This window comes from Pseudomonas sp. SORGH_AS_0211 (assembly GCF_031453455.1).
Taxonomy (GTDB): Bacteria; Pseudomonadota; Gammaproteobacteria; order Pseudomonadales; family Pseudomonadaceae; genus Chryseomonas; species Chryseomonas aestiva.
In genome coordinates this window covers 3,840,423-3,861,447 of sequence record NZ_JAVIZV010000001.1, presented here as the reverse complement: position 1 = coordinate 3,861,447, position 21,025 = coordinate 3,840,423, and the positions used below count along the sequence as shown (strand labels likewise).

General features: G+C 62.9%; 19 protein-coding genes and 4 tRNA genes. 17 read left to right on the top strand and 6 right to left on the bottom strand.

Annotated features, from left to right (window positions below):
- Positions 1-21: 21 nt before the first annotated feature.
- Positions 22-405, bottom strand: a complete 384-nt coding sequence (locus QE393_RS17950; RefSeq protein ID WP_273806794.1) for a PaaI family thioesterase — start codon at positions 403-405, stop codon at positions 22-24.
- A gap of 2 nt (positions 406-407) precedes the next feature.
- On the bottom strand, positions 408-2,726 hold the full coding sequence (locus tag QE393_RS17945; RefSeq protein ID WP_273806793.1) for a Tex family protein: 2,319 nt from the start codon (positions 2,724-2,726) through the stop codon (positions 408-410).
- Between the two features lie 175 nt (positions 2,727-2,901).
- On the opposite strand from QE393_RS17945, the gene ompR reads away from it, so the two are divergent.
- Positions 2,902-3,636 carry a two-component system response regulator OmpR gene (ompR, locus tag QE393_RS17940; RefSeq protein ID WP_027598251.1) on the top strand — a complete coding sequence of 245 codons (735 nt, stop codon included), beginning with the start codon at positions 2,902-2,904 and terminating at the stop codon, positions 3,634-3,636.
- A gap of 40 nt (positions 3,637-3,676) precedes the next feature.
- Here ompR and QE393_RS17935 read toward each other — a convergent pair whose 3' ends face one another.
- On the bottom strand, positions 3,677-4,549 hold the full coding sequence (locus QE393_RS17935) for an undecaprenyl-diphosphate phosphatase (RefSeq protein WP_158895309.1): 873 nt from the start codon (positions 4,547-4,549) through the stop codon (positions 3,677-3,679).
- Positions 4,550-4,686: 137 nt separating this feature from the next.
- On the opposite strand from QE393_RS17935, the gene QE393_RS17930 reads away from it, so the two are divergent.
- Entirely contained in the window at positions 4,687-6,006 is a 1,320-nt protein-coding gene (locus QE393_RS17930; protein WP_273806791.1) for an ATP-binding protein, read from the top strand.
- Positions 6,007-6,096: 90 nt separating this feature from the next.
- Here the strand turns inward: QE393_RS17930 and rimK are convergent, their stop codons facing one another.
- From rimK to QE393_RS17915, 3 genes are read right to left on the bottom strand one after another with little or no spacing between them, the layout of a single operon-like run.
- Positions 6,097-7,002 (bottom strand): 30S ribosomal protein S6--L-glutamate ligase, encoded by a 906-nt coding sequence (gene rimK, locus QE393_RS17925; protein ID WP_027598254.1) that lies wholly within the window; start codon positions 7,000-7,002, stop codon positions 6,097-6,099.
- Positions 6,999-7,475, bottom strand: coding sequence for an ATP-dependent zinc protease (locus QE393_RS17920; protein WP_145151788.1), 477 nt, complete (start codon positions 7,473-7,475; stop codon positions 6,999-7,001). The genes rimK and QE393_RS17920 overlap by 4 nt, the downstream gene beginning before the upstream one ends.
- Before the next feature lie 15 nt (positions 7,476-7,490).
- Positions 7,491-8,267: an EAL domain-containing protein gene (locus QE393_RS17915; protein ID WP_273806790.1), complete on the bottom strand. Its 777-nt coding sequence runs from the start codon at positions 8,265-8,267 to the stop codon at positions 7,491-7,493.
- A gap of 88 nt (positions 8,268-8,355) precedes the next feature.
- Between QE393_RS17915 and QE393_RS17910 the strand changes: the two genes are divergently transcribed.
- The 15 genes from QE393_RS17910 to rpoB all read left to right on the top strand — a co-directional run bounded on the left by QE393_RS17910 (position 8,356) and on the right by rpoB (position 20,965).
- Positions 8,356-8,769: an RNA-binding S4 domain-containing protein gene (locus QE393_RS17910; protein ID WP_273806789.1), complete on the top strand. Its 414-nt coding sequence runs from the start codon at positions 8,356-8,358 to the stop codon at positions 8,767-8,769.
- A gap of 107 nt (positions 8,770-8,876) precedes the next feature.
- The gene (gene hslO, locus QE393_RS17905; protein ID WP_273806788.1) at positions 8,877-9,770 is read left to right on the top strand and encodes an Hsp33 family molecular chaperone HslO; all 894 of its coding nucleotides are present in this window, start codon (positions 8,877-8,879) and stop codon (positions 9,768-9,770) included.
- Between the two features lie 104 nt (positions 9,771-9,874).
- Positions 9,875-11,416 (top strand): phosphoenolpyruvate carboxykinase, encoded by a 1,542-nt coding sequence (locus tag QE393_RS17900; protein WP_310044901.1) that lies wholly within the window; start codon positions 9,875-9,877, stop codon positions 11,414-11,416.
- Between the two features lie 220 nt (positions 11,417-11,636).
- Positions 11,637-11,721 (top strand) — tRNA-Tyr (locus QE393_RS17895).
- 23 nt (positions 11,722-11,744) lie between these two features.
- Positions 11,745-11,818: transfer RNA gene (locus QE393_RS17890), tRNA-Gly, on the top strand.
- A 20-nt stretch (positions 11,819-11,838) separates the two neighbouring features.
- Positions 11,839-11,914: transfer RNA gene (locus tag QE393_RS17885), tRNA-Thr, on the top strand.
- An 84-nt stretch (positions 11,915-11,998) separates the two neighbouring features.
- Positions 11,999-13,192, top strand: a complete 1,194-nt coding sequence (tuf, locus tag QE393_RS17880) for an elongation factor Tu (RefSeq protein WP_133860552.1) — start codon at positions 11,999-12,001, stop codon at positions 13,190-13,192.
- 54 nt (positions 13,193-13,246) lie between these two features.
- Positions 13,247-13,322, top strand: a tRNA-Trp gene (locus tag QE393_RS17875).
- A 35-nt stretch (positions 13,323-13,357) separates the two neighbouring features.
- Positions 13,358-13,726 (top strand): preprotein translocase subunit SecE, encoded by a 369-nt coding sequence (gene secE, locus QE393_RS17870; RefSeq protein ID WP_183634094.1) that lies wholly within the window; start codon positions 13,358-13,360, stop codon positions 13,724-13,726.
- An 11-nt stretch (positions 13,727-13,737) separates the two neighbouring features.
- Positions 13,738-14,271, top strand: coding sequence for a transcription termination/antitermination protein NusG (nusG, locus tag QE393_RS17865; protein ID WP_026083932.1), 534 nt, complete (start codon positions 13,738-13,740; stop codon positions 14,269-14,271).
- 112 nt (positions 14,272-14,383) lie between these two features.
- Positions 14,384-14,815: a 50S ribosomal protein L11 gene (gene rplK / locus QE393_RS17860; RefSeq protein WP_133860554.1), complete on the top strand. Its 432-nt coding sequence runs from the start codon at positions 14,384-14,386 to the stop codon at positions 14,813-14,815.
- On the top strand, positions 14,815-15,510 hold the full coding sequence (rplA, locus tag QE393_RS17855; protein WP_133860555.1) for a 50S ribosomal protein L1: 696 nt from the start codon (positions 14,815-14,817) through the stop codon (positions 15,508-15,510). Before rplK ends, rplA begins: the two co-directional genes overlap by 1 nt.
- A 208-nt stretch (positions 15,511-15,718) precedes the next feature.
- On the top strand, positions 15,719-16,219 hold the full coding sequence (gene rplJ, locus QE393_RS17850; protein WP_017641868.1) for a 50S ribosomal protein L10: 501 nt from the start codon (positions 15,719-15,721) through the stop codon (positions 16,217-16,219).
- A gap of 79 nt (positions 16,220-16,298) precedes the next feature.
- Positions 16,299-16,667 carry a 50S ribosomal protein L7/L12 gene (gene rplL, locus QE393_RS17845; protein ID WP_059316466.1) on the top strand — a complete coding sequence of 123 codons (369 nt, stop codon included), beginning with the start codon at positions 16,299-16,301 and terminating at the stop codon, positions 16,665-16,667.
- 224 nt (positions 16,668-16,891) lie between these two features.
- Positions 16,892-20,965, top strand: a complete 4,074-nt coding sequence (rpoB, locus tag QE393_RS17840) for a DNA-directed RNA polymerase subunit beta (RefSeq protein ID WP_273806961.1) — start codon at positions 16,892-16,894, stop codon at positions 20,963-20,965.
- Positions 20,966-21,025 lie beyond the last annotated feature (60 nt).

Below are 21,025 nucleotides of genomic sequence, written 5' to 3'. Positions count from 1 at the left end.
GCTACCGCCCGATCCGGCCGGTCACAGGCAGGCGAAGGTCGCCTGGGCCAGCGCGATCAATTTATCGCCCTGATGCACCTGGGCTTCCAGCACATGGGTCTTGCGGCCCGGGTGGATCACCCGGGCGCGGCAGACCAGCTCGCCTTCGCTCACGCCACGCACGTAGTTGACCTTGCACTCCAGGGTCACGCTGCCGGCCTGGCCGTCGAACAGGCTGTGGCTGGCCTGGCCCAGGGCGGTGTCGATCAGCGAGAAGATGGCACCGCCGTGCAGCTTGCCGTGCAGGTTGATGAGCCTGTCCTGCACGCTCATGCGCACCTCGGACTCGCCACCCTCGGCCTTGTGGATGGTCATGCCCAGCAGGGTGCTGAAGGCGCTGTCCTTGCCTGCGAGAGATCCGCTCATACCTATTTCCTCAGTTGCTTGGCATTGGCGAACAGCGACGCCATGGCCTGGTTGGCCGGAGCCGGTTGATTCTGACGCGGTGCGCCCTTGTCGGCGCGGGGCTTGCCACCGTTACCGCGGGCCTGACCGCCAGGCTTGCCGTCGACCTTCTCGCCGGGGGTGTCGCCCATGCGCATGGACAGGCCCACGCGATTGCGCGGCACGTCCACCTCCATCACCTTGACCTTGACGATGTCACCCGCCTTGACCACCTCATAGGGGTCCTTGACGAATTTCTCCGACAGCGCACTGATGTGCACCAGGCCGTCCTGATGCACGCCGATGTCGACGAAGGCGCCAAAGTTGGTGACGTTGGTGATGACGCCCTCCAGCACCATGCCGGGCTTGAGGTCGGAGAGTTTCTCCACGCCGTCCTGGAACACCGCGGTCTTGAATTCCGGACGCGGGTCGCGACCGGGCTTGTCCAGTTCCTGGAGGATGTCGGTCACCGTCGGCAGGCCGAAGCTCTCGTCGGTGAACTTCTTCGGATCCAGGCGCTTGAGAAAGGCCGAGTCGCCGATCAGCGAGCGGATGTCACGGCCGGTGTCGGCGGCGATGCGCTGCACCAGCGGATAGGTCTCCGGGTGCACCGCCGAGGCATCCAGCGGATTGGCGCCGCTCATGACGCGCAGGAAGCCGGCGGCCTGCTCGAAGGTCTTCTCGCCCAGGCGCGGCACCTTCTTCAGCGCCTCGCGGGTGGCGAAGGCACCATTGGCGTCGCGGAACTGCACGATGTTCTGCGCCAGGGTCGCGTTGAGACCGGAGATCCGCGCCAGCAGGGCGGCGGAGGCGGTATTCACGTCCACGCCCACGGCGTTCACGCAGTCTTCCACCACGGCGTCCAGGCTGCGCGCCAGCTTGAGCTGGGAAACATCGTGCTGGTACTGGCCGACACCGATGGACTTGGGCTCGATCTTCACCAGCTCGGCCAGCGGATCCTGCAGGCGGCGCGCGATGGACACGGCGCCACGCAGGGAGACATCCAGGTCGGGGAATTCCCGGGCGGCGAGTTCCGATGCCGAGTACACCGAGGCGCCAGCTTCGCTGACCATCACCTTGGTCAGGCCCAGGCCCGGGTACTTGCTGATCAGCTCGCCGGCGAGCTTGTCGCTCTCGCGGCTGGCGGTGCCGTTGCCGATGGCGATCAGATCCACGCCATGCTTGGTGCAGAGCACGCCGAGGGTGGCCAGGGTCTGGTCCCACTGATTGCGCGGGGCATGGGGATAGACCGTGTCGGTGGCCAGCAGCTTGCCGGTGGCATCCACCACGGCGACCTTGCAGCCGGTGCGCAGCCCCGGGTCCAGCGCCAGGGTGGTGCGCGGACCGGCTGGTGCGGCGAGCAGCAGGTCGTGCAGGTTGCGGGCGAAGACCGCGATGGCCTCTTCCTCGGCCTTTTCGCGCAACTCGCCGAGCAGATCGGTTTCCAGGGATGTATAGAGTTTGACCTTCCAGGTCCAGCGCACCACCTCGGCCAGCCACTTGTCCGCGGCGCGACCTTCGTTCTTCAGGCCGAAGTGCGCGGCGATCAGCCCTTCGCAGGGATGGGCGATGCCCGGGCCTTCTTCGCCGAGCTTGAGCGCGGCGCTGAGGATGCCTTCGTTGCGGCCACGGAAGATCGCCAGGGCGCGGTGCGACGGCACCGCCTTGAAGGATTCGTCGTGCTCGAAGTAGTCGCTGAACTTGGCGCCTTCGGTCTCCTTGCCGGGCACCAGGCGTGCGCTGAGGATGGCGTCCTGCTGCAGGACGCCACGCAGCCGCGCCAGCAGGTTGGCGTCCTCGGCGAAGCGTTCCATGAGGATGTACTTGGCGCCCTCCAGGGCAGCCTTGGTGTCCGCCACGCCCTTGTCCGCATCGACATAGGCGGCCGCCTCGGTCTCCGGCGTCAGGGTCGGATCCTGTAGCAGCGCGTCGGCCAGCGGGCCGAGGCCGGCTTCCAGGGCGATCTGGCCCTTGGTGCGGCGCTTCTGCTTGTAGGGCAGGTAGAGGTCTTCCAGGCGCGTCTTGGTGTCAGCCAGATTGATCTCGCGGGCCAGTTCGGGGGTCAGCTTGCCCTGCTCCTCGATGGCGGCCAGTACTGCGCCACGGCGTTCTTCCAGCTCGCGCAGATAGCGCAGCCGCTCTTCGAGATGACGCAGCTGGGTGTCGTCCAGGCTGCCGGTGACTTCCTTGCGGTAACGGGCGATGAAGGGCACGGTCGACCCTTCGTCGAGCAGGGCCACGGCGGCGGCGACCTGTTGCGGGCGGGCGCCGAGCTCTTCGGCGATGCGGCTATTGATATCCATCGGGCTACCTGGCTTGCACGAGAAAAAGCGGGCCGCAGTATACCCGAGCCCGCCGAAGCCCTGCCTCCCGTGCCGGCACTGCCGCCCCAGCGCGGGCAAAATCTGCTAACAATGGCCCAATGCCGCGGTCGGATGGCCTACGGCATAATCCAGTGCTAGATCACAAGGAGATATTATGAGCACCCCCGTTGCCCCGGAAGGTGAAAAGATCCTGGTCGTCGACGACGACGCCCGGCTGCGCCGCCTCTTGGAGCGTTTTCTGGCCGAACAGGGTTATCGCGTACGCACGGTCGAAAGTGCCGAACAGATGGACCGCCTGCTGGCCCGCGAGGTCTTCAACCTGGTCGTGCTGGACCTGATGATGCCTGGCGAAGACGGCCTGTCCGCCTGCGGTCGACTGCGCGAGAGCGGCAACCGCATCCCCATCATCATGCTGACCGCCAAGGGCGACGAAGGCAGCCGCATCCAGGGTCTCGACCAGGGCGCCGACGATTACCTGGCCAAACCCTTCAACCCACTGGAGCTGGTAGCCCGGATCAAGGCCGTGCTGCGCCGTCAGGCCCCGGTGGTGCCCGGCGCGCCTGCCGGTACCGACGAGGTGGTGACCTTTGGCGACTATGCCCTGCACCTGGCCACCCGCGAACTCAAGCGCGGCGAAGAGACGCACATGCTCACCACCGGTGAATTCGCCGTGCTCAAGGCACTGGTCGACCACGCCCGCGAGCCGCTGACCCGCGACAAGCTGATGAATCTGGCCCGCGGTCGCGAATGGGATGCCCTGGAGCGCTCCATCGACGTGCAGATCTCGCGCCTGCGCCGGATGATCGAACCCGATCCGTCCAAGCCGCGCTATATCCAGACCGTCTGGGGCGTGGGCTACGTCTTCGTGCCGGACGGCGCCGGCAAGTAAGGCAGGTAGCCGGGGCATCGCGCCCCGGCTAGGTGGTGGCTCAGGCGAACAAGCCTTGATGCACGCCCACCAGCAGGAAGATCCCCAGCAGCGCGCGATAGATGATGAAGGGCCAGGTCGAGAAGCGTTCCAGAAAGCGCATCAGGCCCCAGATCGCCGCGAACGCCGACAGACTCGCCACCAGCAACCCCACCAGCAGCAGCGACCAGGCCTCGGCCGGGATGTGCGCGTGCCAGAGCACCACCAGTTCCTTGAGTCCGGCCAGGGCGATGGCCGGCAGGCCGAGCAGGAAGGAGAAGCGCGCGGCTTCCTCGCGACGCAGATTGAGGAACATGGCGGCGGTCAGGGTCGAGCCGGAACGGGACACGCCCGGAATCAATGCGCCGACCTGGGCGATCCCCACGATCAGCGCATCGCGCAGACGCATCTGCGAGATGTCTCTGTTGTGCCGGCAGATCCGTTCCGCCAGCGCCAGCAGGGCGGCCATCGCCAGGCAGGCGTAGCCGATGACGCTGAGGCCCCGCAGCGGCGAGTCGCAGGCATTGAGCAGGGGCGCCAGCAGGAGGCCGGCGATGCAGATGGGAATGGTCGCCAGTACGATCATCATCGCCAGCAGGAAATCCGGGCTGTCGAAGTCGCGCTGGCGTACCGCGGCCAGGCTGCCGCGGGTCACGCCGCTGACATCGCGCCAGAAATAGCTGATCACCGCGGCCAGCGCCGCCATCTGCATGGCAGCGGAAAAGGCCGAGCCGGGATCGCGCCAGCCGAGCAGGGCGGGAACCACCCGCATGTGCGCCGTAGACGAAATGGGAAGCAGCTCGGTGATACCCTGCACCACGCCAAGAAAGGCGATCTGCGCGTAGCTGAGCGAGGCGAAGCCGATGTCCAGGCCGGTCTGGCAGATGTCGGACACGAGAGAACTCCAGATTGAAGGGAAGAAATGGACGAGCAAATGTATCCGAATGTGTCCGCGTCCGGTTGCCTATCTGGACCCTGCAATCCAAGAGGTTGTGATGGCTTTCGCGCCGTTTTGCGCGGAAATCCTGGTCGATGAAGGCGCCCGGCTGGTTTCCCCAGAGTTTCTTCGCCCGCTCGCTGTGGATGGTCCTGCTCGCGGTGCTGTTTTCCAAGGCGCTGACCCTGGTCTATCTGCTGCTCAATGAGGACGTTCTGGTCGATCGTCAGTACAGCCATGGCGCGGCCCTGACCCTCCGTGCCTACTGGGCCACCGCGGAAACCGAGCGGCCGCGCATCGCCCAGGCCGCCGGCCTGCGCTACGAGTCACCCGAGACCGTGCCCGCTGGGGAATACCACTGGCCCTACAGCGAGATCTTCGAGCGCCAGATGAAGCAGGAGCTGGGCGAGGAGACCGAGGTGCGGGTGCGGGTCCAGCATGGTCCGGCCATGTGGGTCCTGGCGCCCTCCCTGGGGCCGGACTGGATCAAGATCCCGCTCATGGCCCATCCCTTGCGCGGGCAGCACATCTGGAGCGTGCTGGGCTGGTTTTTTGCCATCGGCCTGCTGTCCACCGGTGCCGCCTGGGTCTTCGTCCGGCAGCTCAACCAACCGCTGCGCCGCCTGGTGAATGCGGCGCGCGAGCTGGGCAAGGGCCGCAGCGTGCGCCTGCCGGAAACCGATGCGCCCAGCGAGATCCAGGACGTCTACCACGCCTTCAACCAGATGGCCGAGGACGTCGAACAGGCCGGCCGCGAGCGCGAGCTGATGCTGGCCGGGGTCTCCCATGACCTGCGCACGCCCCTGACCCGGCTGCGCCTGGCGGTGGAGCTGATGCCACCGGCCGAGCGCGAAGAGGCCGAGGACATGATCCGCGACATCGAGGACATGAACGCCATCCTCGACCAGTTCCTCGCCTTCGTCCGCGATGGTCGCGACGAACCGCAGGAGCTCACCAATATCAACGAGCTGGCCCGCCAGGTGGTGGCGCCCTACAACCAGGAGGAGGAGCGGGTACGGCTGATGCTGGACGTGCTGCCACCCTTGCCGGTGCGGCGCATTTCCTTCAAGCGGCTGCTGACCAACCTGGTGGAAAACGCCCTGCGCCACGGCGGCGGTGGCGTCATCGAGGTGGTTGGGCAGGTGGCGGGCTCCGCCACGGCGCCCTATGTCGCCCTGAGCGTAATGGATCGCGGTCCCGGCATTGACCCCAAGGACCTGCAGGACATCTTCAATCCCTTCACTCGCGGCAATCGCGCCCGCACTGTCAGCGGTTCCGGGCTGGGCCTGGCGATCGTCAAGCGCATCGCCGCGCAGCACGGCGGCAGTGCCGAACTGCGCAATCGCGAAGGTGGCGGGGTAGAAGCCCGGGTACTGTTACCCCTGGGCCTGCTGCTACCCCGTAGCGCCAGCTGACAAGGGACGCTATCGCGACCGCCATGGCCGCGATCACTGCGTAGGTCGGGCTGAGCTTTAGCGAAGCCCAACACCCCGCGCCAAGCGCCTTCAGCCCTTGCCCTTGGTCCGCGTCAGTCCCGGCTCCGCGTTCTTTTCCAGGTACTCGATGATGATCCCGGCCACGTCCTTGCCGGTGGTCTGCTCGATGCCTTCCAGGCCGGGCGAGGAGTTGACCTCCATCACCAGCGGTCCGTGATTGGATCTGAGGATATCCACCCCGGCCACGCTCAGCCCCATGGCCCGAGCCGCACGCAGGGCGGTCATGCGTTCCTCGGGGGTGATCTTGATCAGGCTGGCGGTACCGCCGCGATGCAGATTCGAGCGAAATTCCCCCGGTGCCGCCTGGCGTTTCATCGCGGCGATCACCTTGTCGCCGACCACGAAGCAGCGGATGTCCGCGCCACCCGCCTCGCGGATGTATTCCTGCACCATGATGTTCTGCTTGAGCCCCATGAAGGCCTCGATCACCGACTCGGCCGCCTTCTCGGTCTCGCACAGTACCACCCCGATACCCTGGGTGCCTTCCAGCACCTTGATCACCAGGGGGGCGCCGTTGACCATCTGGATCAGGTCCGGCACGTCGTCCGGCGAGTGGGCGAAGCCGGTGACCGGCAGGCCGATGCCCTTGCGCGAGAGCAGCTGCAGGGAACGCAGCTTGTCGCGCGAACGGCTGATGGCCACGCTCTCGTTGAGCGGAAAGACGCCCTGCATCTCGAATTGGCGCAGCACCGCGCAGCCATAGAAGGTCACCGAGGCACCGATGCGCGGGATGACCGCATCGAAGCCTTCCAGCGGTTTGCCGCGGTAATGGATCTGCGGCTTGTGGCTGGCGATGTTCATGTACGCGCGCAGGGTGTCGACCACGACCACCTCATGGCCGCGGCTGACGCCGGCTTCGACCAGGCGCCGGGTGGAATACAGATTGGGATTACGCGAGAGAACGGCGATTTTCATGGGGCACCGGAGGCCGGAGAAAGGGACAACTGGGGTTTGTCTTGCGCATAGGAGACGGCCGGATTCACCAGCAGGCCACCATCGATCAATGCCTTGGACCCGAGCAGCATGCGATAGCGCATGCTCTTGCGGCAGGCCAGGGTGAATTCCACCGGCCACTGGCACTCGCCCAGGGCCAGCAGGGTACGGATGACATAACGCGTCTGAGCTATGCCGTTGGAGCTGCGAATGGTCTTCTTCGCCACCAGGGGGGCTTCGCAATGGCGATGACGGGACTGAACCAGCGTCCCCAGGTGCACAGTGAATCTCACCCAGCGTTCCTTGCCGCGCATGAACGGCTGAACTTCCGTCGCATGCAGCGCCGAGGTACTGGCGCCGGTATCGATCTTGGCTCTCAGGCCCACCACGCCTAGATCGGGCAGGGCCACCCATTCACTCAGGCCGATAATGACCGGTTCGGCGGAATTGCTCATCGCTGCTCCTTGAAATCAGTGGCCTCCGCCTAAATGTTGCGGATCAATGAGCTGTTTGAAGGCTGGCTTGGCGAACAGATATCCCTGCATCAGCTCGATGCCGAGGTCACGCAGGCAATCGCGTTCGGCCACGGTCTCCACCCCTTCGGCGATCACCTGGGTACCCAGTTCGCGGCACATGACGATCAGGTTGCGCACGATGGTCCGCCGTACCTGATCCCGATCGATGTGGCGGATGAGCGCCATGTCGAGCTTGACCAGGTCCGGCTGGAATTCGGCCAGCAGCGTCAGGCCGGAATGACCGGCGCCGAAGTCATCGATGGCGGTCTTGAAACCGAACTGCTGGTACTCGCGCAGGATGTGCGTCAGATGGTCACTCGCGACGTGTTCGGTTTCCACTGTCTCGAAGATCAGCCGTTCCAGCGGAAAGCCATGCTCGCGCGCGGCGGCCAGGGTACTGCGAATGCACAACTCCGGGCGGTAGACGGCGTTGGGCAGGAAGTTGATCGACAGGCTCTCCTGCATGCCCAGGGCCGCCGCGGTGGCAATGGCCTTGGTGCGGCAAAGCTGGTCGAAGCGATAGCGGTTGCTGTCGGTCACCTGGTTGAGTACGGACAGCGCGCCTTCGCCGCCTGGTCCGCGCACCAGCGCTTCCCGGGCGAAGACCGCGCCCTTGCCCAGATCCACGATGGGCTGATAGGCGAAGTCGAAGTCGAAGCCCAGGGGTTCCGACTGCTGGCACCCCGTGCAGCGGGTCTGGCCGGTCAGGTCGGAAGGAAAGAATGTGGTCATGGCTCTCCAGAGGCGCGCTTGCAGCGTCGGTCCGATGGTTTAGAGTTCTTGAGAAGAGTCTAAGACCCAACAGGGGACCTTTTATTCGATGTATGCAGTAGATCACACTGAAGAACGGATTCGCCTCGATAAATGGCTATGGGCCGCGCGTTTTTTCAAGACCCGCGCGCTGGCCAAGGCGGCCCTGGAAGGCGGCAAGATCCAGTGCCGTGGCGAGCGCTGCAAGCCCAGCAAGGAGCCGCGCATCGGTGACGTTCTCACCATCCGTCAGGGCTATGACGAAAAGACGGTGGTGATCGTCGCCCTGTCGCAGAACCGCCGGGGCGCGCCCGAAGCCCAGCAGCTCTATACCGAGACGCCGGAAAGCCTCAAGGCGCGCGAGCAGGCCGCGGCCGCCCGCAAGGCCGGCAACCTCGGCGTGCAGACCGATGGCCGTCCCACCAAGAAGCAGCGGCGCCAGATCCATCAGTTCCGCGAGTACGTCCATCCGTTCGACGACTGAGTTCGTCGCGGCTCGCCGGAGCCTCTCAATGGCCAGGTCCGCTCGCCGGTCCTGGCGTGCGCCGTGAATGCCACGCTTCGCGGCCTCCTTCCTTATATAGGTAGTTCATGACTTCCCACGATTTCACCCAACGTTTCCTGTTTGACGAAACCGATGTCCGCGGCGAACTGGCCACCCTGGATCGCAGCTATGTCGAGGTCCTCGCCAAGCATGCCTATCCGGAGCCCGTGGCCCAGCTGCTGGGCGAGATGCTCGCGGCGGCCGCGCTGCTGTGCGGAACCCTCAAGTTCGAAGGGCTGCTGGTACTGCAGGCGCGCTCCAGCGGTCCCATCCCGCTGCTCATGGTCGAGTGTTCCAGTGAGCGCGAGGTGCGCGGCATCGCGCGCTACGAAGAGGCCGAGATCACCGCGTCCGCCTCCTTGAGTGAGCTCATGCCCGATGGCGTCCTCGCCCTCACCATCGACCCGCGCCATGGTCAGCGCTACCAGGGTATCGTCCCGCTGGAGGGCGCGAATCTGGCTGAGTGCCTGTCCGGCTATTTCGCCACCTCCGAGCAGCTGCCCACCCGTTTCTGGCTGAACGCCGATGGCCGCCGCGCCCGCGGCCTGCTGCTCCAGCAATTGCCGCCGTCGCGGATCAAGGATGCCCAGGCCCGTCAGGACAGCTGGGAGCATGTGGTCACCCTGGCCGACACCCTCACGGCCGAAGAGCTGCTGGGCCTCGACAACGAAGTGATCCTGCACCGCCTGTTCCACGAGGAAAAGGTGCGCCTGTTCGACGAGCAGCCAGTGGCCTTCAGCTGCAGCTGCTCCCGTGGCCGCGCGGCCAATGCCCTGATCAGCATGGGCCAGCCGGACGTCGAGAGTCTGCTCGACGAACAGGACGGACAAATTCGGGTCGACTGTCAGTTTTGCAATGAACAGCAGGTATTCGACGCTGCCGATATCGCGCAGATTTTTGCGGGCGGCGGCACGCAAACCCCGGGAAATACCCGGCACTAGCCGTTGCAAAAGCCCGAAGGCTTTCTGGCATAATCCCGCAACGTGTAGTTCTGCCGTGTAAGAGCTACAAGCATGAGGAACGGCCCAGGGCCATGGGGAACGAAATGACGAAAGCCAACGTGTATACCGATATCAGCGTCGCGCAGTTAGTGGAAGAGTCCCTGCGACGTGGCGAAGGAGAGCTGGCCGCCAATGGCTCGCTGGTCGTCAAGACGGGGCATCGCACGGGGCGTTCGCCGGTAGATCGCTTTATCGTCGAGGAAGCCTCCACGCGCGATGCCATCCACTGGGGGCCGATCAACCGTGCCTTCCCGGAGGAGAAGTTCGCACCGCTGTGGGAGCGCGTGAGCGCCTACCTGGACGGGCGTGATCAATTCGTCTCCCATGTGCATGTAGGCGCTGACGTAGAGCACTACCTGCCCGTCGTCATGCGTACCGAGACCGCCTGGCACAACCTGTTCGGCCGCTGCCTGTTCATCAATACGGCCGAATACAATCCCCAGTCCAAGCCGGCCTGGGAGATCATCAACGCGCCCGAGTTCGTCTGTGAGCCCGCGCGTGACGGCACCAATTCCGACGGTACCGTCATCATCAACTTCGCGGCCCGCAAGGTGCTGATCGCCGGTATGCGCTACGCCGGCGAGATGAAGAAGGCCATGTTCTCGGTGCAGAACTTCCTGCTGCCGGAAAAGGACGTGCTGCCGATGCACTGCGCGGCCAACGTGGGCGAGGAGGGTGACGTCACCCTGTTCTTCGGTCTGTCCGGTACCGGCAAGACCACCCTGTCTGCCGACCAGAGCCGCTACCTCATCGGTGATGACGAGCACGGCTGGGGCGTGGGCACCGTCTTCAACATGGAAGGCGGCTGCTACGCCAAGTGCATCGACCTGTCCGAGAAGAACGAGCCGGTCATCTGGAAGGCCATCCAGTTCGGCGCCGTCTTGGAGAACGTGGTCCTGGATCCCCAGACCCGTCACCCCGACTATGCCGACGACAGCCTGACCCAGAACAGCCGTGCGGCCTATCCGCGCGAACTGATCGACAAGCGTGCCGAGCACAACCTCGGTGGCGAGCCCAATGCGGTCATCTTCCTGACCTGCGACCTCACCGGCGTCCTGCCCCCGGTATCCATCCTTAATAATGAGCAGGCGGCCTACCACTTCTTGTCCGGCTACACCGCCCTGGTCGGTTCGACCGAAATGGGTTCCGGTCCCGGCATCAAGTCGACCTTCTCCACCTGCTTCGGCGCGCCCTTCTTCCCGCGTCCGGCAGCCGAGTACGCCGATCTGCTGATCAAGCGCATCCAGGGCTTCGGCTCCAAGGTGTACCTGGTCAACACCGGCTGGACCGGTGGCGGTTACGGCGTCGGCAAGCGCTTCAACATCCCGACTACCCGAGCGGTCATCGCGGCCATCCAGAGCGGTGCCCTCATCGGTACCGAGACCCGTCACGTCCCGGTCATCAATCTCGACGTCCCGGTCGCCGTTCCCGGCGTGGACAGCGTCCTGCTCAATCCGCGCGACACCTGGCAGGATGTTGCTGCCTATGACGCGGCGGCACGCGAGCTGGCGGGCAAGTTCGTCGAGAACTTCAAGAAGTTCTCCGGTGTATCCGAAGGCATCCTGGCCGCCGGTCCCCAGCTGTAAGCAGGGCTGGTTGTCTGCAAGCAAAGGCCCGCCGCTAGGCGGCCTTTGTTTTTTAAGCTTTTTTTACGCCTTGGGGTTGCATGGTCCGCTGCGATTGCATAAACTGCGCCCGCTTTCGCTGATAACGCTAGCGAGCGAGGCGAAAGCATTGATTGTTAAGGAGATTTTAAAAAGATCCTTGACAAGAGGAGGGCAGATGAAGAAAATGCCGCCTCACTTTGGAGGGGTTCCCGAGTGGCCAAAGGGATCAGACTGTAAATCTGACGTCGCAGACTTCGAAGGTTCGAATCCTTCCCCCTCCACCAGATTGTTAGAGCGCTTAGGCTCTGCGGGTATAGTTCAGTGGTAGAACCTCAGCCTTCCAAGCTGATGATGCGGGTTCGATTCCCGCTACCCGCTCCAGTTTGACTGGCAAATGTTTCGCTCATGTAGCTCAGTTGGTAGAGCACACCCTTGGTAAGGGTGAGGTCAGCGGTTCAAATCCGCTCATGAGCTCCATCTTAAAAAGGCAGATATGAAAATATCTGCCTTTGTTTTAATGGCGGCATTGCTTTGCTCAATTCGTGAAGGGAGAGAGTGTCGATGGCTAAAGAAAAGTTTGAACGTAACAAGCCGCACCTGAACGTGGGCACCATCGGTCACGTCGACCATGGCAAGACCACTCTGACCGCTGCGCTGACCAAGGTCTGTGCCGACACCTGGGGCGGTTCCGCTCGTGGTTTCGACCAGATCGACAACGCGCCGGAAGAAAAGGCTCGCGGTATCACCATCAACACCTCCCACGTTGAGTACGACTCGGCGATCCGTCACTACGCGCACGTCGACTGCCCCGGCCACGCCGACTACGTGAAGAACATGATCACCGGTGCTGCCCAGATGGACGGCGCGATCCTGGTTTGCTCGGCTGCTGACGGCCCCATGCCGCAGACCCGCGAGCACATCCTGCTGTCCCGCCAGGTAGGCGTTCCCTACATCGTCGTGTTCCTGAACAAGGCCGACATGGTTGACGACGCCGAGCTGCTGGAACTGGTCGAGATGGAAGTTCGCGATCTGCTGAACACCTACGACTTCCCGGGCGACGACACCCCGATCGTGATCGGCTCCGCGCTGATGGCGCTGAACGGCAACGACGACAACGAAATGGGTACCTCTGCCGTGCGCAAGCTGGTCGAGACCCTGGACTCGTACATCCCCGAGCCCGAGCGTGCCATCGACAAGCCGTTCCTGATGCCGATCGAAGACGTGTTCTCGATCTCCGGTCGCGGCACCGTGGTAACCGGTCGTGTCGAGCGTGGCATCGTCCGCATCCAGGAAGAAGTCGAGATCGTGGGCATCAAGGCCACCGTCAAGACCACCTGCACCGGCGTTGAAATGTTCCGCAAGCTGCTGGACGAAGGCCGTGCTGGCGAGAACGTCGGCGTGCTGCTGCGTGGCACCAAGCGTGAAGACGTGGAGCGTGGCCAGGTTCTGGCCAAGCCGAACACCATCAAGCCGCACACCAAGTTCGAGTGCGAAGTGTACGTGCTGTCCAAGGAAGAAGGCGGTCGTCACACCCCGTTCTTCAAGGGCTACCGTCCGCAGTTCTACTTCCGCACCACCGACGTGACCGGTAACTGCGAGCTGCCGGAAGGCGTCGAGATGGTGATGCCGGGCGACAACATCAAGATGGTTGTCACCCTGATCGCTCCGATCGCGATGGAAGACGGCCTGCGTTTCGCCATCCGTGAAGGCGGTCGTACCGTCGGCGCCGGCGTGGTTGCCAAGATCATCGAGTAATCGATTGATCTTGGTCTGTCAGGCCGGCATAATGGTCGGCCTGATTCAAGTTACAGGCCAGTAGCTCAATTGGCAGAGCGGCGGTCTCCAAAACCGCAGGTTGGGGGTTCGATTCCCTCCTGGCCTGCCAGATTCCCATCTGGCACTCCTTACAGGATTCATGCAATGAGCATCAAGGCGGAAGCCAAAGAGTCGCGCTTCGATGCGCTGAAGTGGCTGGTGGTTGTCGTTCTGGTAGCGATCGGTGTTGTTGCCAATCACTACTTCGCTGCTCAGTCCATCCTGTATCGAGTGGTAGGTCTGTTGGTGCTGGCAGCTGTCGCTGCCTTTGTTGCCCTGCAGACCGCCAAGGGGCAAGCCTTCTTCGGCTTGCTGAAAGACGCCCGTACCGAGATTCGCAAGGTTGTCTGGCCTACCCGGCAAGAGACCACTCAGACCACGCTGATCGTGGTTGCCGTGGTGCTCGTGATGGCTTTGTTGTTGTGGGGGCTCGACTCCCTGCTCGGTTGGCTGGTTTCCACGATTGTTGGTTGAAAGGGTTCGCCGTGGCTAAGCGTTGGTACGTCGTGCATGCCTACTCGGGTTACGAGAAGCATGTCATGCGTTCGTTGATCGAGCGCGTCAAGCTGCACGAAATGGAAGACGAGTTCGGCGACATTCTCGTGCCCACCGAAGAAGTGGTGGAAATGCGCAATGGCCAGAAGCGCAAGAGCGAGCGTAAGTTTTTCCCGGGATACGTCCTGGTGCAGATGGAGATGAACGAAGGGACCTGGCACCTGGTCAAGGACACTCCTCGCGTCATGGGCTTCATCGGTGGTACCGCCGACAAGCCGGCACCCATCACTGATCGTGAGGCGGACGCGATTCTGCGTCGTGTCTCCGACAGCAGCGACAAGCCCAAGCCGAAGACCCTGTTCGAAGCAGGCGAGACGGTTCGGGTGGTGGACGGTCCGTTCGCCGACTTCAACGGCGTTGTCGAGGAAGTCAATTACGAAAAGAGCCGCATCCACGTGGCGGTACTGATCTTTGGTCGGTCGACCCCTGTGGAGCTCGAGTTCAGCCAGGTCGAAAAGGTCTAGGTTGTTCGCATCCCTCACCCCGTAGCCCAGGCTGCGGGGTTTTGTCGTCACTGGGATATAGCAAGTAATTGGGGAGCCCTGCGGGGCGTCGAACCCATCATTGGAGTAGCACATGGCTAAGAAAATTCAGGCTTACATCAAGCTGCAGGTTAAGGCCGCTCAAGCCAACCCGAGCCCGCCAGTCGGTCCGGCGCTGGGTCAGCACGGCGTCAACATCATGGAATTCTGCAAGGCGTTCAACGCCCGCACCCAGGGCATGGAGCCCGGTCTGCCCACCCCGGTGATCATCACCGTGTACAGCGACCGTAGCTTCACCTTCGAAATCAAGAGCACCCCGGCCTCCGTGCTGCTCAAGAAGGCTGCTGGCATCAAGAGCGGTTCCGCTCGTCCCAACAGCCAGAAGGTCGGTACCGTCACCCGCGCCCAGCTGGAAGAGATCGCCAAAGCCAAGAATGCCGATCTCACCGCCGCCGATATGGACGCCGCCGTGCGTACCATCGCCGGTTCCGCTCGTAGCATGGGTCTGAATGTGGAGGGCGTGTAATGGCCAAGCTCACTAAGCGTCAAAAGGCTTTCGCCGAAAAAATCCAGGCTGGCAAGCAGTACGGCTTCGAAGAAGCTGCAGCCCTGCTGGCCGAGCTGTCCACCATCAAGTTCAAGGAGTCCATCGACGTCTCCGTGAACCTGGGTGTGGATCCGCGTAAATCCGACCAGGTCGTTCGTGGCGCCACCGTGCTGCCCAACGGCACTGGCAAGTCGGTTCGCGTTGCCGTGTTCACCCAGGGTGCCAACGCCGAAGCTGCGCTGGCTGCCGGTGCCGAACGAGTCGGCATGGACGACCTGGCTGCCGAGATGAAGGGCGGCGACCTGAACTACGACGTGGTCATTGCCTCGCCGGACGCCATGCGCGTTGTCGGCCAGCTGGGTCAGCTGCTCGGCCCGCGCGGTCTGATGCCCAACCCCAAGGTTGGCACCGTGACCCCGGACGTCGCTACCGCCGTCAAGAATGCCAAGGCTGGTCAGGTACGTTTCCGTACCGACAAGAACGGCATCATCCACGCTTCCGTTGGCAAGATCGATTTCGAGCCCGTGAAGCTGAAGCAGAACGTTGAAGCTCTGCTGGCCGACCTGAAGCGCCTGAAGCCCTCGACCTCCAAGGGCATCTACGTCAAGCGCATCACCCTGAGCTCCACCATGGGCCCGGGTCTGCAGATCGACCAGGCTTCCCTGGAAGCCTAAGCAAGATACAAGTCGCCGTGCCTTCGGGCGCGGCGCCAAGATTGGGGTCCCTGCCTGGCGGGGGCTGTCCAAGACCGTAGGGGACGCAGGTCTTAAACCGGGGAAACCCCAGCCTACGCAGATGGTGCTCCCGATTCGGTTACCGAGTCAGACACCAAAACGCCGCCCAGTCCATCGGGCGAAACGGTAACATCCAGGAGTTAAACCCGTGGCAATCAAACTCGAAGACAAGAAGGCTATCGTCGCTGAAGTCAACGAGGCTGCCCAAGGTGCCCTGTCCGCTGTCGTGGCCGATGCCCGTGGCGTGACTGTGGGTGCCATGACCGGACTCCGTAAAGAGGCCCGCGCGGCTGGTGTCTATGTACGTGTCGTACGTAACACCCTGCTGCGTCGTGCCGTTGAAGGCACGTCTTTCGACGTTCTCAACGACACCTTCAAGGGCCCGACCCTGATCGCGTTTTCCCAGGAGCATCCGGGCGCTGCCGCCCGTATCTTCAAGGATTTCGCCAAGGGTCAGGACAAGTTCGAGATCAAGGCCGCCGCGTTCGAAGGCAAGCTCATCCCGGCTAACCAGATCGACGTACTGGCAACCCTGCCGACCTACGACGAAGCTGTGTCCCAGCTGATGAGTGTCATCCAGGGCGCTACCAGCAAGCTGGCTCGTACCCTCGCCGCCATTCGCGACCAAAAGGAAGCTGCCGCCGCCTAATCGTGCGTGCTGCGTTTCCTGCAAGTCTTTCTTATTATTTGCGGCCTGAAGCCGCACCCTGTTATAGGAATCTAGAGTCATGGCTCTGACCAACGAAGACATCATCAACGCCGTATCCGAAATGTCCGTCATGCAAGTGGTGGAACTGATCAAGGCGATGGAAGAGAAGTTCGGCGTGACCGCCGCTGCCGCCGCTGCCGCTGGCCCGGCTGCTGCCGCTGCCGTCGTCGAAGAGCAGACCGAATTCACCATCATGTTGACCGAAACCGGCGACAAGAAAGTGAACGTCATCAAGGTCGTTCGTGAACTGACCGGTCTGGGCCTGAAAGAAGCCAAGGCTGTCGTTGACGGCGCCCCGGGCGTGGTCAAGGAAGGCGTCTCCAAAGAGGAAGGCGAAGCTGCCAAGAAGGCTCTGGAAGAAGCAGGCGCCAAGGTCGAGCTCAAGTAAGTTCGGTTCTTGCGTCTACAGCCGCAACGTTTCACGTTCGGCTGATGGCTGGTGGCGAACGCCACCGGCCTTTTGCCGTTTTGTACAGAGCGAGCATATCCGCCTGACAAGATGCGCTGTATCCACCTCGCTCTCGGGGTGCGGCAAACCAAGGGTTTGCACGATTTTCCGGCTGCTCCCGTCGGAGAGGCCAAACAAGCTGGTGACCAAGCTGGGGAACGCTGATGGCTTACTCATACACTGAGAAAAAACGTATCCGCAAGGACTTTAGCAAGTTGCCGCACGTCATGGACGTGCCCTATTTGCTGGCTATCCAACTGGATTCGTACCGCGAATTCCTGCAGGCGGGCGCAGGCAAAGACCAGTTCCGCGATATCGGCCTGCATGCGGCCTTCAAGTCCGTTTTCCCGATTATCAGCTATTCCGGCAATGCGGCCCTGGAATACGTCGGCTATCGCCTGGGCGAGCCGGCTTTCGATGTGAAGGAATGCGTCCTGCGCGGCGTGACTTTCGCCGTCCCGCTGCGGGTCAAGGTTCGCCTGATCATTTTCGACCGCGAGTCGTCGAACAAGGCGATCAAGGACATCAAGGAGCAGGAAGTCTACATGGGGGAAATTCCCCTGATGACCGAGAACGGTACCTTCATCATCAATGGTACCGAGCGCGTCATCGTGTCCCAGCTGCACCGCAGCCCGGGCGTGTTCTTCGACCACGACCGCGGCAAGACCCACAGCTCGGGCAAGCTGCTGTATTCGGCACGCATCATTCCCTACCGCGGCTCCTGGCTCGATTTCGAATTCGATCCCAAGGACGCCGTGTTCGTGCGTATCGACCGTCGCCGCAAGCTGCCGGCCTCGGTACTGCTGCGCGCGCTCGGCTACAGCACCGAAGAGGTGCTGGATGCGTTTTATGACACCAACACCTTCCATATCAAGGGTGAGATGCTGACGTTCGAGCTGGTGCCCCAGCGCCTGCGCGGCGACATCGCCAGCTTCGACATCAAGGATGGCAGCGGCAAGGTGATCGTGGAGCAGGGCCGTCGGGTGACCGCTCGCCACATCAACCAGCTGGAGAAGTCCGGTCTGAGCGAGCTGGAAGTGCCCTTCGATTACGTCATTGGCCGTACCACCGCCAAGGCCGTCGTGCACCCGTCCACCGGCGAGATCATCGCCGAGTGCAACACCGAACTGACCCTGGACATGCTGGCCAAGATGGCCAAGGCCAATGTCGTGCAGTTCGAGACGCTGTACACCAACGACATCGACTGCGGTCCGTTCATCTCCGATACCCTGAAGATCGACTCCACCGGCAACCAGCTGGAAGCCCTGGTCGAGATCTACCGGATGATGCGTCCTGGCGAGCCGCCAACCAAGGAAGCTGCCGAGACCCTGTTCAACAACCTGTTCTTCAGCGCCGAGCGTTACGACCTGTCCGCCGTCGGCCGCATGAAGTTCAACCGCCGTATTGGTCGCGACGCCATCGAAGGCTCGGGTGTGCTGAGTCGCGAAGACATCGTCGACGTGCTCAAGACCCTGGTCGACATCCGTAACGGCAAGGGCATCGTCGACGACATCGACCACCTGGGTAACCGCCGTGTCCGCTGCGTCGGTGAAATGGCCGAAAACCAGTTCCGCGTAGGCCTGGTGCGGGTAGAGCGTGCCGTCAAGGAACGCCTGTCCATGGCCGAGAGCGAAGGCCTGATGCCGCAGGACCTGATTAACGCCAAGCCGGTGGCCGCCGCGATCAAGGAGTTCTTCGGTTCCAGCCAGCTGTCCCAGTTCATGGACCAGAACAACCCGCTGTCGGAAATCACCCACAAGCGCCGCGTCTCCGCACTCGGCCCGGGCGGTCTGACCCGTGAGCGTGCTGGCTTCGAAGTCCGAGACGTACACCCGACGCACTACGGCCGGGTCTGCCCGATCGAAACGCCGGAAGGTCCGAACATCGGCCTGATCAACTCCCTGGCTGCCTATGCCCGCACCAACCAGTACGGCTTCCTCGAGAGCCCGTACCGCATGGTCAAGGACGGCGTGGCCACCGACGAGATCGTCTTCCTGTCGGCCATCGAAGAAGCCAACCACGTGATCGCCCAGGCCTCCGCAGGACTGGATGAGAACAACCGGCTGATCGACGAGCTGGTAGCCGTGCGTCACCTGAACGAATTCACCGTCAAGGCGCCCGAAGACGTCACCTTGATGGACGTTTCGCCCAAGCAGGTAGTCTCCGTCGCCGCCTCGCTGATTCCGTTCCTCGAGCACGACGACGCCAACCGCGCGCTGATGGGTTCCAACATGCAGCGTCAGGCCGTGCCGACCCTGCGTTCGGACAAGCCGCTGGTCGGTACCGGCATGGAGCGCAACGTCGCCCGTGACTCCGGCGTCTGCGTCGTGGCCCGTCGTGGTGGCGTGATCGACTCCGTCGATGCCAGCCGTATCGTGGTGCGCGTCAACGATGACGAAGTCGAGACCGGTGAAGCCGGCGTCGACATCTACAACCTGACCAAGTACACCCGTTCCAACCAGAACACCTGCATCAACCAGCGTCCGCTGGTGAGCAAGGGTGATCAGGTGGCCAAGTTCGACATCCTGGCCGATGGCCCCTCGACCGACATGGGCGAGCTGGCACTGGGTCAGAACATGCGCGTGGCCTTCATGCCCTGGAACGGCTTCAACTTCGAAGACTCCATCTGTCTGTCGGAGCGCGTGGTCCAGGAAGATCGCTTCACCACCATCCACATCCAGGAACTGACCTGTGTGGCCCGTGACACCAAGCTCGGCCCGGAGGAGATCACCTCCGACATCCCGAACGTGGGTGAGGCTGCGCTGAACAAGCTGGACGAGGCCGGTATCGTCTACGTCGGTGCCGAAGTCGGTGCCGGCGACATCCTGGTCGGCAAGGTCACGCCCAAGGGCGAAACCCAGCTGACTCCGGAAGAGAAGCTGCTGCGCGCCATCTTCGGCGAGAAGGCCAGCGACGTGAAGGACACCTCCCTGCGTGTGCCCACCGGCACCAAGGGTACCGTCATCGACGTCCAGGTCTTTACCCGTGACGGCGTCGAGCGCGACTCCCGCGCCCTGGCCATCGAGAAGTCCCAGCTCGACGAGATCCGCAAGGATCTGAACGAAGAGTTCCGCATCGTCGAAGGCGCGACCTTCGAGCGTCTGCGTCAGGCCCTGGTCGGTCAGGTCGCCGAAGGCGGCCCGGCGGTCAAGAAGGGTGCCGTCATCACCGACGAGTACCTGAACGGCCTCGAGCGCGGTCAGTGGTTCAAGCTGCGCATGGCGGAAGATGCTCACAACGAGCAGCTGGAAAAAGCTCAGGCCTACCTGTCCGACCGTCGCCAGCTGCTGGATGACAAGTTCGAAGACAAGAAGCGCAAGCTGCAGCAGGGCGATGACCTGGCTCCGGGCGTGCTGAAGATCGTCAAGGTCTACCTCGCCATCAAGCGCCGCATCCAGCCGGGCGACAAGATGGCCGGTCGTCACGGTAACAAGGGTGTGGTCTCGGTGATCATGCCGGTCGAAGACATGCCCTACGACGCCAACGGCACGCCGGTGGACATCGTGCTGAACCCGCTGGGCGTACCTTCGCGGATGAACGTCGGTCAGATCCTCGAAACCCACCTGGGCCTCGCGGCCAAGGGCCTGGGCGAGAAGATCAACGTGATGATCGAAGAGCAGCGCAAGGTTGCCGAACTGCGCAGCTTCCTGCACGAGATCTACAACGAGATCGGTGGCCGTCAGGAGAAGCTCGACGACCTGAGCGATCAGGAAGTCCTCGACCTGGCGAAGAACCTGCGCGGCGGTGTTCCCATGGCCACGCCGGTGTTCGACGGTGCCAAGGAAAGCGAGATCAAGGCTATGCTGAAGCTGGCCGATCTGCCGGAGAGCGGCCAGATGCGTCTGTACGACGGCCGCACCGGCAATGCCTTCGAGCGCACCACCACCGTCGGCTACATGTACATGCTCAAGCTGAACCACCTGGTGGACGACAAGATGCACGCCCGTTCCACCGGTTCCTACAGCCTGGTTACCCAGCAGCCGCTGGGTGGTAAGGCGCAGTTCGGTGGTCAGCGTTTCGGGGAGATGGAGGTCTGGGCACTGGAGGCCTATGGCGCGGCTTACACCCTGCAGGAAATGCTGACGGTGAAGTCGGACGATGTGAACGGCCGGACCAAGATGTACAAGAACATCGTGGACGGGGATCACCGCATGGAGGCCGGCATGCCCGAGTCCTTCAACGTACTGATCAAGGAAATCCGCTCGCTCGGCATCGATATCGAACTGGAAACCGAATAACACGAGACCCTAGAGGAGGCGACCGCGCGGCGGTCGCCTCCGGTCCGTGAGGAGGAAAGG